At 39.9% G+C, this 12,525-nt stretch carries 13 protein-coding genes and 1 pseudogene; 6 read left to right on the forward strand and 8 right to left on the reverse strand.

Translation table 11 applies throughout. From position 1 onward, the window contains the following. The first annotated feature begins 45 nt into the window (after window positions 1–45). Window positions 46–480, forward strand: coding sequence for a DUF3069 domain-containing protein (locus Q4546_RS03860; protein WP_102440466.1), 435 nt, complete (start codon window positions 46–48; stop codon window positions 478–480). A 30-nt stretch (window positions 481–510) separates the two neighbouring features. Beyond that, on the forward strand, window positions 511–1,194 hold the full coding sequence (locus Q4546_RS03865; RefSeq protein WP_102440467.1) for a Crp/Fnr family transcriptional regulator: 684 nt from the start codon (window positions 511–513) through the stop codon (window positions 1,192–1,194). A gap of 160 nt (window positions 1,195–1,354) precedes the next feature. Here the strand turns inward: Q4546_RS03865 and Q4546_RS19185 are convergent. The 5 genes and pseudogenes from Q4546_RS19185 to rpiA all read right to left on the reverse strand — a co-directional run. Next, window positions 1,355–1,426 (reverse strand): annotated as a pseudogene (locus Q4546_RS19185) (GlyGly-CTERM sorting domain-containing protein); the annotation flags it as partial. 30 nt (window positions 1,427–1,456) lie between these two features. After that, complete coding sequence (locus Q4546_RS03870) at window positions 1,457–2,428, reverse strand: DUF4097 family beta strand repeat-containing protein (RefSeq protein WP_241903591.1); 972 nt, start codon at window positions 2,426–2,428, stop codon at window positions 1,457–1,459. Next, on the reverse strand, window positions 2,425–3,042 hold the full coding sequence (locus Q4546_RS03875) for an anti-sigma factor (RefSeq protein WP_102440468.1): 618 nt from the start codon (window positions 3,040–3,042) through the stop codon (window positions 2,425–2,427). The genes Q4546_RS03870 and Q4546_RS03875 overlap by 4 nt, the downstream gene beginning before the upstream one ends. Further along, window positions 3,039–3,584 carry an RNA polymerase sigma factor gene (locus Q4546_RS03880; RefSeq protein WP_102520180.1) on the reverse strand — a complete coding sequence of 182 codons (546 nt, stop codon included), beginning with the start codon at window positions 3,582–3,584 and terminating at the stop codon, window positions 3,039–3,041. The genes Q4546_RS03875 and Q4546_RS03880 overlap by 4 nt, the downstream gene beginning before the upstream one ends. Before the next feature lie 379 nt (window positions 3,585–3,963). Then, window positions 3,964–4,626: a ribose-5-phosphate isomerase RpiA gene (gene rpiA / locus Q4546_RS03885; protein WP_102440469.1), complete on the reverse strand. Its 663-nt coding sequence runs from the start codon at window positions 4,624–4,626 to the stop codon at window positions 3,964–3,966. A 559-nt stretch (window positions 4,627–5,185) separates the two neighbouring features. On the opposite strand from rpiA, the gene Q4546_RS03890 reads away from it, so the two are divergent. The 3 genes from Q4546_RS03890 to Q4546_RS03900 all read left to right on the forward strand — a co-directional run bounded on the left by Q4546_RS03890 (window position 5,186) and on the right by Q4546_RS03900 (window position 7,524). Further along, a complete protein-coding gene (locus tag Q4546_RS03890) occupies window positions 5,186–6,175 on the forward strand; it encodes a cytochrome-c peroxidase (protein ID WP_303445731.1) in 990 nt (329 codons plus the stop codon). Window positions 6,176–6,403: 228 nt separating this feature from the next. Beyond that, the gene (locus Q4546_RS03895) at window positions 6,404–7,060 is read left to right on the forward strand and encodes a cupin domain-containing protein (protein WP_303445732.1); all 657 of its coding nucleotides are present in this window, start codon (window positions 6,404–6,406) and stop codon (window positions 7,058–7,060) included. A 92-nt stretch (window positions 7,061–7,152) separates the two neighbouring features. Continuing rightward, window positions 7,153–7,524, forward strand: a complete 372-nt coding sequence (locus tag Q4546_RS03900) for a HopJ type III effector protein (protein WP_102476290.1) — start codon at window positions 7,153–7,155, stop codon at window positions 7,522–7,524. Between the two features lie 244 nt (window positions 7,525–7,768). Here the strand turns inward: Q4546_RS03900 and Q4546_RS03905 are convergent, their stop codons facing one another. Continuing rightward, on the reverse strand, window positions 7,769–8,287 hold the full coding sequence (locus tag Q4546_RS03905) for a hypothetical protein (protein ID WP_303445733.1): 519 nt from the start codon (window positions 8,285–8,287) through the stop codon (window positions 7,769–7,771). Between the two features lie 394 nt (window positions 8,288–8,681). Here Q4546_RS03905 and Q4546_RS03910 point away from each other — a divergent pair, with 394 nt between their 5' ends. Then, window positions 8,682–9,953: an MFS transporter gene (locus Q4546_RS03910; protein ID WP_102531036.1), complete on the forward strand. Its 1,272-nt coding sequence runs from the start codon at window positions 8,682–8,684 to the stop codon at window positions 9,951–9,953. 220 nt (window positions 9,954–10,173) lie between these two features. Here Q4546_RS03910 and Q4546_RS03915 read toward each other — a convergent pair whose 3' ends face one another. Further along, window positions 10,174–10,761: a NapC/NirT family cytochrome c gene (locus Q4546_RS03915; RefSeq protein ID WP_144210697.1), complete on the reverse strand. Its 588-nt coding sequence runs from the start codon at window positions 10,759–10,761 to the stop codon at window positions 10,174–10,176. A 250-nt stretch (window positions 10,762–11,011) separates the two neighbouring features. Next, window positions 11,012–12,109 carry a GGDEF domain-containing protein gene (locus tag Q4546_RS03920; protein ID WP_303445734.1) on the reverse strand — a complete coding sequence of 366 codons (1,098 nt, stop codon included), beginning with the start codon at window positions 12,107–12,109 and terminating at the stop codon, window positions 11,012–11,014. Between the last annotated feature and the right edge of the window lie 416 nt (window positions 12,110–12,525).

Genomic DNA, 12,525 nt, shown 5'->3' on the forward strand with positions numbered 1-12,525 from the left:
TGAATTCTTGGCGCTAACTTAATCATTGAAATAGAGAACAAACTAATGAGTCAACTAAGCGAAGAGTATAAAGCAACAGCAAAGCAGATTTCTTTTAATGTCGCTAATAAAGTGCTGCCGATGGATAAATTACCAGAGACTTTACTTGAGGCTTATGAAGGTTTGTTTAATGAGCTAATTGAAGACAAGGCTGAGTTATTTGCTAAAAGCTGGCAAGCAATGCCTGCGAGTGCACAAAAATTACTGCCCAAGGCGGAGTTTCATGGTTTTTATATTGCCAATGCGTGGATGCAGTTAAGCCGTGTTGCCCAAGAAATTGCAGATGAGGCTGAGTCAGAAAAAGAAATTGATGAAAAAGAATATGATGGTGTATTTGGCCGCTTGGCAGAGCAATCATTAAAAGAAAGTATTAGAAAATTAAAAAAAGCACGTACAGATCGCTCAATGCTTAATAGCTTTAAACAAGTTATGTCTGCTTAACGCTTGCTGAAATGTTTGACTGGAGAATAAATGACACTCGCGTTACGTAAACAAATAAACTGGCCCTGTGAATTGAGCGAAAGAACCAAAGCTGAGATCATGGATATTGCTGTCGATGATCAAGGCATTGAGAAATACAGTAACCTACTGGCTGATGACAGTGAACGGGGGTATTTTTACTGTATCGATGGTCTGGGTACATTTGCCACCACCAGTGCTGATAACCGCCCTTTAGCGAGTTTTATATTTGGTAAAGAAATGTGGGTTGGGGCTGTAGCGGTTGAGATTTTCCCTAAAATTAGTCTTTATACCAATGAACTGGAACCGATCAACAGCTTGTTTTTCCCTAAATGTGAACTCACTGAGTTAGCTAACATTAACCCTGAGATTTATAAGTTTATTTATAGCATTATGCGCCGTAATACCCCTAAACTGGTTCAAGGTATGCACTTGTCATTTTATGGTATTGAAGAACGTATCATTCATTTTTTATTAGAATTAGTACGTGCTAAACGCATGATTGATTTGCCCGTTATTGAACTAAAAATCACCCAGCAGCAACTGAGTGAAATTGCCAATGTAAGTCGCCCTCGAGTCAATGAAGTACTCAATAAGTTGGCTGAAGATGGCTATATTGATTTAGTCAGAGGCAAGATGATTATTTTAGATTATACAAGGTTGTCAGAATTATTAGCGCTACGAGTGACAATGTAATACGAGTGATTATGTAAAACGAATGACTATGTTATACGAGTGAATTGTCATAATCTCGACGGGTTTATAGCTGCTATTCGGGTTAGGTTGTGAGCTGGCGTTAAATGAAAAAAAAGAGCCTTCTTTGTAGAAGGCCCAAGCACTAGTTTGGAATGCTATCCTAGTGTAGTTTACGGCGACGTTTAGCGCCTAATGTGCCGAGTAATATCAGACTTAAGATCCCCATGCTAGCGCCTGTAACTGCAGCATGAAGATAAAAACGCTACTTCAATTCGATATTGCCGCTTATGGTATTAACGCTAAATTTACCTGTGGCATCGCCGGTTGTAAATTGGATGCTTTCTCTTGCTGAATACTTAGTTTTTAGCGGTTTATCATCGGTTAATTCGTTATTAATATCGCCACCTGGGCCACCATCAATCTCAAATGTCAGGTTAGGCATTTGAGTGAATTTGACTTCAACATCACCGCTAACCGTATCAAATGATGCCTTAGTGACTTTGGCGCTTAAACTGATGTCGATATCGCCACTGACACTGACAATTTTGATTTTTTCTACCGCGCTAAAGTTGCCTTCAATATCACCTGATACTTGATCGATACTAAGCTTAGTGACTTGGTTATCTTTAGACTCTAACTCGCCACTGACGAGGCGATACTGAGCTTTGCCTGCAGAGCTTTTATCCTTGATATCGCCAGAAACGGTTTCTAATTCAAGCTTGCCATTGAGCTTGTCTGACTCAATATTGCCTGACACTGTTTGTAGTTTTATGTCGCCATCCATGTGGTTAGCTTTTAAGTTACCACTGACTAATGCCAAGTCTATTTCGCCTGACAGATTTTCAATCTTGTAATCTGCTGAAACCCCTTCAGCTTCAAGCATTAGCTTTATGGGTAATTTGATGACTAAATTTGAGCCATCTTCATCATGACCCCGATAGCTGTTGGGTAGCTTATCTTCAATAGTGATTTGATTGCCTTTTTGCTCAAAGATAAACCCTTCAGACAATTCATCTAACTGACCGGATACTGTGATGAGGTCTTTGTCCCAGCCGATGATCTCTACTTTGCCGCGCTGCACTTTTAGCTCAATTTGTGGTTTCGCATTAACCGTCATTTCTTGTTCAACGGATTGTGCTGCAAAGGCCATTGTTGATGTCATGAGTGTTGTTGTGAATAGCAGGCTGCCGCCAATGATAAGTCGGCTGATAAACTGACTAGTTTGATTGTTCATATGGAATTTCCTTGAGTCGATGGAGTCGTGTTAATTGGGGTGCGTTGTTGCTGTTGTAACAGCTGTATTTCGCGCTTCATTACCCATAACCATAAATCCCACACTTGCTTGTTATTGGGATCGCTTTTAAGGGCTTTTTGGATCTCTTTTGATGCAAGCTGCAATTCGCTATAACCCTTATTGAATGGATTAGTAAGGTCATCAAGCTGCATGCCAACAGTATATTTGTTGTCATCAAAGCCATTAATTTGCTGTTGATGGGTCAGGGCTATTTGATCAACCAAGGCAATTAAATCTTCAGTAGACTGATTGCTAAGGGCATTTGTGACGGTGATAGGCTCAAGGCTTGGCTTTTGTGCTGTAGGGCTTGTTAATAGCCAGCCTAATACCAATACAAAACTAATACTGGCGGCAACGGCAAGATGTCGCCAGTATTGCGAGTTAGCGCTGCGGTACTGAGTTGCAGCATCAGTTTGCTTTGCTGGCACTGAAGAATTTGTTGGGGCGCTTATTTTCGCCTCAATGTCTTGCCATAGATCTTTGTTTGGTGAGATCTCTTTTGGCAAGCTATCAATAAGCCTTGTTAATTGTTGCTGCTGATTGCTATTTTTCATGCCAACATCTCCTGTAGCATCTGCTTTGCTCTGTGGTATTGGGCTTTACTGGTGCCAACGGCAATATCCAAAATCTGCGCAACTTCATCATGTTGATAACCTTCAATTGCGCACAGTACAAACACCACGCGGGTGCGTTGTGGCAGTTGCATAATTAATTTATCAAGGCGGTGATACTCTTGATGGCCGTTTTGCGTTTGATGATTTTCGCTGAGACTTTGATGATGCTCACTCAAGCTCGATTCTGGTAAAAATCGATGCCAAAAGCTTTGCTTTGCTTTCATGCTGTTAATAGCTTGGTGGACACACAGCTTATATAACCAAGTCGTAAACTGACTATCGCCATTAAACTGATCTAGCTTTTGCCATAATCTGACAAAGCAGTCTTGGCAAATTTCATCGGCATGATCAGCGCTACCACTTAAACGCAAACAAATTGCATACACACGGCCTTGATGGCGCTGATAAAGTAGCTTAAACGCTGCTTTATCGCCGCCCTTAGCTTTCGCCACTAAAGCGTCATCTAAGCAGGCATTATTGATTTCACCAGCTTCAGCAGCGCGAGTATTACTGCTGAGTTGATTATCAATGTCTGTGATATTGCTTGAGGTTAAGTTCACCAATTATTCCAATGTGATGTGAGTTACTAGATTAGACATTAGCAAGTTGCTAAAAGGTTTACTTGATTAAATAAAATATTTTTTTGATTACTATGGGGAGTCAAAATGCTGAAAAGCATCTGCTTGAGTAAGCTTAGGTGTGAAAGGTTAAAGTGAAAATTTTAAGTGGAAGCAAGTAGGATAGGGGCTTGGCACAACTTTAAGGGCTTTATGGTTATAAAAAAAATGCCCAATGGTGAATTGAGCATTTTATCAGTGCGATTAACTTTAATTACCGGACTTAAGCAACTAGCCTTTAGGACTATTTGGCTACAATCGTGTTAACGCCATCTGGGCTGCCAACCAGCAATACATCAGCACCGCGGTTAGCAAATAAACCATTAGTGACCACACCAACAATATCATTTAATTGCTTTTCTAAGGTTTTAGGATCAAGAATGCGGTAGTTGTACATATCCAAAATTACATTACCATTGTCAGTGACGACACCTTCACGGTAAACCGGATCGCCACCTAATTTTACTAATTCACGAGCAACGTAAGAGCGCGCCATTGGGATCACTTCAATAGGCAGTGGAAACTCACCTAAAATCTCAACTTGCTTGGTATTATCAACAATACAAACAAACTTTTTAGCCACAGCCGCGACAATTTTTTCACGGGTTAATGCCGCGCCGCCGCCTTTAATCATGTCCATATGGTCATTGATTTCATCAGCGCCATCAACGTACACAGATAGATCTGAGACACTATTGAGATCAAATACTTCAATGCCTAAACTTTTTAGTTTTTGGGTTGAGGCTTCAGAGCTTGATACGGCGCCTTCAATGTCATCTTTCATTGTCGCTAACGCATCAATAAAGTGATTAACCGTTGAACCTGTTCCAACACCAACAATTGAACCTTCTTCAACATATTTAAGTGCAGCCCATCCAGCGGCTTTTTTCATTTCGTCTTGGGTCATATCAACATCCTGAGGTGGCAATCTACCAATGGTAAGTAATAAATTTGGTTAAGTATAACAAATGCTAAGCCATAGCAGGTACGTTGTTGGCTGATTTATTAACTGGCAGTTACACGAATCGTTACACTCAAGAGTTATAAGTGTATTGCCATATGCGTCAGTAAATCCCTATATACTTAACTTCGGTAAATAATATAGCTAAGCCATATGGGCGAGAAAATCAGCTTTAAGGAGTGATGGAGCTTAATAGGCAAGAATAAGCTGCATTTTTTATCGCGATATTACACCTGTAAAAAGTCATTTGTATCAATATTGGCGCAGTGTTTGATACAAAAGGATGTGATCTACAGCAATCTTAATCGCTATTGGTGGTGTGCAGGTTTAATTTAATCGAATGGTTCGTTAACCTATCTTATTTTTAAAAATAAACAGTGACTTAAGCCGCATAAATAGAATTTGCGATTGCGATGGACTTAATCGGATTTTACCGTTTTAACCTAAGATATAGAACAATTAAGATGCTTGCCATTAAACCATACTATGAACAAGGTTATTTATTATGACTAAGCTGACCACCGTTGCTGTAATGCTAGCTTCGATTTTTTCTATTTCAACTTCTCAGGCCAGTGAGCCCATTGAAGTCATTAAGCCTGCGGTGATCACCGAGCCTGAAAAAGTTGAGCTAGGTAAAATGCTTTTCTTTGAGCCACGTCTATCAATGTCTGGTTTTATCTCATGTAACTCATGTCATAACTTGTCCCTTGGTGGTGTGGATGCACTGCCGACCTCAATTGGTCATGAGTGGCAACAAGGTCCAATAAACTCGCCTACAGTCTTAAACGCTGATTATATGCTGGCGCAATTTTGGGATGGTCGTGCTGCAACTTTAAAAGATCAAGCTGCAGGTCCTATCGATAATCCAAAAGAAATGGGTTATACCCATGATTTAGCTGTAGATACTATCGCTTCAATGCCTGCATATGTTGCGCGTTTTAATGACATTTATGGTTCAAATGAAGTTAACATCGACCGTATTACAGATGCCATAGCGACATTCGAAAAAACCTTAGTGACCCCAAATAGCCCATTTGATAAATATTTAGAAGGCGATAAAAAAGCCATCTCTGCAGATGCACAAACGGGTTATCAGTTATTTAAAGACAAAGGGTGTGTCGCGTGTCATAACGGCCCAGCGGTTGGCGGCACTATGTACATGAAAATGGGCTTAATTAAACCATTCCACACAGACAATCCAGCGGAAGGGCGTAAAGGGGTTACCGGTAAAGAAGCTGATAAGTTCGTCTTTAAAGTACCAACCTTACGTAACATTGAGCTTACCTACCCATACTTCCATGACGGTAGCGTATGGAACCTAGATGAAGCGGTTAATACCATGGCCGACATTCAACTAGGCCAGAAAATGTCAGCTAAAGAAACAGCGCAAATGGTTGAGTTTTTGAACAGTTTAACCGGTGAACAGCCACAAATAATGTTACCGATTTTACCGCCTTCAAATGCGAATACACCGCGCCCAGTGCCGTTTAAATAATAATGCCGTTTAAATAATAATGCCTTTTAATAATAGCGGCGTTTAAACAGTATTGAAGTCGCGATAACACTTCAGCTTAACTTTACGCCTAGCTGAACATTATCTGCAACTCCCTCAAAACCTGCGCTAGTAATAGTGCGGGTTTTTTATTTCCCCGCGATTTAAGTGTGCGCTATTCATTTAGTTTAAGTCCTATTACACTGATATAAAAAATAGCAGGAACTCATAATGCTTAACATGGATTTTTCTCAGCGGGTTGTAATTGATACCAATAAACTTCAATGGGACAAAAGCCCCGCTCAAGGAGTGTGGCGTAAAGGATTGGCCAGAGAAGAAGCTGAACGTGGTCATGCGACCAGTGTGGTGAAGTATGACGCTGGAGCAAGTTTTTCATCGCACCCGCATCCATTAGGTGAAGAGATATTAGTGTTATCAGGGGTGTTTTCAGATGAAACTGGCGATTATCCTACAGGGACTTATATTCGTAATCCCGAAGGCTTTAGTCATGCGCCCTTTAGCGTTCAAGGCTGTGAATTACTAGTAAAGCTACATCAATTTCAAGCTAGCGATGGCGCTCAAGTTCGTATCGATACTAACAATACACCATGGTCTGCTGGGCAAGGTGATTTAAAGGTGATGCCGCTGCATCAACATCTTACCGAATCGACAGCCTTAGTTTTTTGGCCTGCAGGTTGCCAATTTCAGCCTCATCGTCATTTTGGTGGTGAAGAAATTTACGTTATTAGCGGTGAGTTTATTGATGAATTAGGTCGTTATCCTGCAGGCACTTGGATCCGCAGTCCACATTTAAGTCAGCATAATCCTTATGTTGAACAAGATACGCTTATTTGGGTGAAAGTGGGTCATTTGCTGCTGGATGAGTAAGTTACACATTTTATAAGGACGATGGGTTAATCTTTTTATATGATGTTTATAGGATTTTTCACACTGTTTATGACAGCAATACAGGATTTAACATGACTGAACTGACAAATACCCAAGCTGATGTTGTCAGCTTTATCGAAACACTGTCTCAAACAACTGCTGAACCCGTTCGCTTTGAAGACACGATGGCAATCATCGATGCTCACTATGATTTCACTCCAAGCGCTTTTACTAATGGTAAACAAGCTAATGACGCTGGCGAAAACTCAGGTTCTTGTAAGGTGTTTTCGTTTGCGCAAATTCACCATTTAACCCAGCCTCAAACGCTGCAATTATTTGGTCAATATTATCGGGATGTATTAGCCATGCCTGAGGGAAAAGATCATCAAAACATTCGTCAATTTATGCTTAATGGTTGGCAAGGGATTGAGTTTAGCCAAGTGGCATTAGTGCTGAAAGCTTGATTTTTGCACTTTTTTGCTAATGAATGTCGGCGCAATTGTGGGAAGCATGTAGCAATGATTGCTGAAATTAAAGTGGTTTAATGAATCGAATCATTTAAGGGCTGAAAAGGTATTAGCCCTTAAATGATTTATCTAAGCTTGTAAGTCATTTATTGTTACAAGCTCAAGTTTTGGCAAAATTGTTGATTGATAAAATAAAAGCCTAATTTGAAAGGACTTAATACCCGCCAATTTTTAAATTTACTTATTGAAGATCAAAACTAACAATATTGGTTACGCCGCGCTCTAAAGTCACCATTCCAGAAGCATAAAATTTACCGGTATCGGCCTGTGCCTTGATATAGTAATTACCACTATTGATGGTGACTAATTTTGAATTAAAGTTCACGAATGGTTCTTCACTCAACCACCCTTCGGCTGAAACCTGATAAAGGTATTGATTGCTCTGCATCGGCGCGCCACTATCAAGGTGATAGGCTTCGAATCGAATTTTAGTCATGCCTTGAGGGTTTCTTTCTGTGCGTAATGGACGAATTTGACCAATTTCAGGGTTCATTTTTGTCGGTTTGGTTATACGGAATGTTTGACTTGTTTTTGCGTATTGCTGAGTCGGGTGCGAATAAGCTTGGTTAGTTGGTACACTCGTTGAGTTACCTTGTGCCGCTCCGGCAATGTCTGAAACTGAGTCAGCAATATTACGGATATCAGTAGTTTTACAGGCAGTCATAGCTAATATACATGCACATAGCAGTATTTTTTTCATTGGGCATTCCCTTGTGTGTTTATAATCCATTAAGCAAAATAAGGTTTAAGCATTTGAAACTATGCAATTAAAGCCTCACTTAGTCACTGACAAGTAAATTAACAATATTCCCCATTAGTGTCAATTATTGGTCATTATAAACTGTCGATGGAAGGGATAAATAAGCTTAAGTTTTTAAGCTATTTTCATCATGCCCCTAGGCACTCAGCTTAATGTTATCGCATTGAGCTTTATCATCTTCAATTTGCTTGACTATTTTCGAGTCAGATATGCAGACTCGGATGTAATAGCCTTCATTAATCATATTTGTTATGCAATTGTTGCTTTAATGGCGCCAACTCTTTAGATTTGGTCAAGCTCATTTCTGTTAGGCTTTCCTTTTAAAGGTTTTACAATGCAAAGCGATGTCTCTATAGCCCGTGTTAAGCAGTTTCCATTACTCATGTGGATATTGTTGTTTGGCTCGTTTATTACTCGTGGCAGCTATTATATGGTGTGGCCGTTTCTCGCGATCATTTTATATGACAGGTTTGCGTTAAGTGCCACAGAAGTGGGATTGATTTTATCCAGTGCAGCATTGGTGTCTGTATTCACCAGTTTTATCGGTAGTGCATTGTCAGACCGTATTGGTCGGCACAAATTGATGTACATGACTGGTGTGCTATATATCATTTCTTTTTCATTGCTAGCACAAGTCGACAGCGTTAATGGTTATGTGGTGGTGATGACCTTATGTTCAATCGCGACCTCGATATGGCGACCGCTCACCTCAGCCGTTATCGGTGACATAATACATGATAAGCAAACCCGTGAATTGGCGATGCAATCATGGTATTTCATCGTCAATGTCGGCTGCGCTGTTGGGCCTATGCTTGGCATTTGGTTAGGACTAACGGGTGAGCAATCGAGTTTTTACATCACAGCCGGTGCATTTGTGGTGTTACTGATAATGCTTTATTGGGGGTTTAGTCATCAATCAAATATTGATTCCGCTAAAAATACCGCTGATAAAGAGGCTCATTCGGGTGTAACAAAGCCTGTTGCAAAAGAAACTCGCCAGCAAATTTTTGCCATTTTAAAACAAGATAAATTGTTTCAATGTTTAATATTAGCCAATACCTTATGCATGTTTATTTATGCGCAAATGGACAGTTCGCTCATTCAGTATTTAACCCGAGCACAAGCGCCTCAATTACTGACGTTGATATCGAGTATAATTTTTACCAATGCATTAGTGATCATTTCTACGCAGTTTATCTTATTAAAACTGATGGCTAAATATAGTTTAATTCAGCGAATTCAATTTGGATTGATCTTGCTCATGTGCTCCCAAGTGTGGCTGGCATTAAACCCAGTGGATATATTTTGGGGCTGGATAGGGGCCGTAGTGGTGATGAGTCTTGCTGAGACGATTTTATTTCCGACCATGAATGTGCATATTGATCGCTTAGCCCCGCAACATCTTCGAGGCGCTTATTTTGGCGCAGCTTCATTTAGTGAAATTGGTTTTGCCATGGCGCCGTTAGGAGGAGGGATCATTCTTGACCTACTCGGAGGCCCGTGGCTATTTATGATAGGGGCGGTTTTATGTGTTGTGGTTATCAATCTTTATCGGATATTAACCAGACTTTCTCGACCCAATATTGCCGAAATGAAACTGAGTTAGCCCCCTAAAGTGGGTTTGCTGTTTATCTATTTGTCGAGCATTTGTCGAGCATTTGTCGAGCATTTGTCGAGGTAGTGGCGTCGTGTTTAATTTGCGCTGCTCTATATGATTAACGGCAGTGATCACCTATATCCCAGTGTGTTTGGTGATATACCTTTGGTATACGGTGGTCATACATGTTCATCGTATCGCAATATATAACCGTCTTTGGAGGATAAAGTTACCAGCCTTCTACGCCTTCCATATCTGGTAGTTGATGGGCAATACCTTTGTGGCAATCAATACAGGTTTGTTCGCCGCTCTCTAAATACTTTGAGTGCATATTAGCAGCCCTATCAGATTGGCGAGTGAAGTCCATATAATCGTATTCATGACAATTTCGACATTCAAGTGAATTATTGGCTTTTAATCGACGCCATTCATGTCCAGCAAGCTCACGACGTTTTGCTTCAAATTTTTCAGGGGTATCAATGGTGCCGACTAAGTCTGCCCATATTTCTTTAGACGCTTGCATTTTTCGGGCAATTTTATCGGTCCATTTATGGGGCACATGACAATCATGACAAGTCGCTCTTACACCACTGCGATTGGTGAAATGAATGGTAGGTTTCATTTCTTCGTAAACATTTTGATGACAGCTACTACAGAATTCTTCAGTGCTCGACATTTCTAATGCAGTATTAAATGCCCCCCAAAATATGACACCTGCTATAAAGCCGCCGATAACTAAGAAGCCTAAACTGTAATGAACACTAGGCTTTTTAATTACTCGCCACACGGTACTTAATAATGCTTTTAGCTTTTCCATTGAATCACCTTATTGGAATGTCGGGGCAGAATGAGTGGTGCAGAATCATTTGAGGTAAATGAACTAGAGCTATAAATATAGCTGAATAATACCTAAGTGGTACTTATAATTTGGTTTTTTTGCAGAAGTGAATGACACAAAAATTGGGTGCTTTATAGAGCTTAGTTTATGTGTTTTAAGCTTGCCGTAGTTATGAATCATTGTAAAAATAGATCTTTAGTATTAATACCCTACCACCTAATGGTAGTGTTTATTGCGTGTATTGGACAAAGCAATTACGGCCTTGTTCTTTGGCTTGATAAAGCGCTTTATCTGCTTTTTTGACCATAGAGATTTTGTCTGATAGCTGATTAATTTGCTCTAAATAGAATCCAACTGAGCAAGTGACATAATGCTGCCCTGCTACTTTGCCGTGGGGTTCTTTTAAATCTCGCCATTGGTTAATGATGTTATTGGCAAGTTCAAGGCATTGCTCTTGCGTCACTTGCGTTGAAACCACCACAAACTCCTCACCGCCATATCGGGCGACAATATCAGATGATCTACGGAAGACTTTTTTTAAGTTACTGGCTTGTAACTTAATAATATTGTCTCCTTTTACGTGGCCATAGCCATCGTTGTAACCTTTAAAATAATCAAGGTCGATAATAAATACACAAATACAATTTCCTGATCTGTTTTGCAAACTGAGTTGCTCTGAAAAGCGTGCTTCAAAAGTCCGGCGATTATAAATACCGGTTAAATGGTCTATCTGACTTAATCGATTCAATTTTTTATTAGCTTTTGACAGCTGTTTTAATGCCCGTTCTATTTGTAATACTCCTAGCAGGCCAACAATCAAGCCTACGACAACAAAACCTAAACTGACGGCCGTTTTATTACCATAAATAGGCTCTGTGAGTACGATGCTGGCAAAACCAATCAGCACTATTAATGAATAAGGTACAGAATATTTAAATGACATACGAAATACGAATAGGGTAAATAAGCTATACATAACAGTGCCTTCATAAGGAAAGGCAAAGGCTTCCATTTGCCAACACATTAGTATTAACCAATAGTTGATAAAGGTGAGCAACAGCATGGTGACGGCAAGCGCCATTTGGTAGAACTTCGAAAATTGCGGGTGAAAAGAGGCTAACAAAAAAGTAATACAGACAGGCAACTGCAGGTATAAACGAGAAGTGATGTATATATCGCTTACGGCATCAGGTACTAGGGCTAAATCTGCGACCATAAAGCTGCCAAGTAAAGCAGTGCCAATAATGACTAATAGCCTAAATTGAATAAGGCTTAAAGACGTGTTGCCTATAGAGTTGGTATGTTTGTTAATTAAACAATTTGGCATTTGTGTCATTAATTCGTTTAATATCAATATAAATAGTATGGTCATTTGATGTTAGCACAAATCGTTAATGGCGAAACAAGTCTTTATAGTCTCAATAATATCATCGACATAGCACAACTAGTGTAGCGGCGCTTTTTGTACTGGAGCTTGTTGTTTTAACAAGTCCTTGATTCAGAATTCACTTATCAAGCAATTTGGCAATGTAACGCTTAAGTATCTAAAACGTTACTGACATAATCACAGGGCGAGTATTGCACTATTATTAGTACAGGCCATTAATACAGGCAATTAGTACAGATAATTACTACAGAGAATTAGTTCAGAGATAGGCAGCGCTATTAGTGAGCGCAACCCATTAAGGTCATTATTACTACAATTATCACTGTCATGTTTAAAAGGTGCTTTATTACTAATGA

Origin of the sequence: Shewanella sp. 4_MG-2023, assembly GCF_030548015.1 — a bacterium.
Taxonomy (GTDB): Bacteria; Pseudomonadota; Gammaproteobacteria; order Enterobacterales; family Shewanellaceae; genus Shewanella.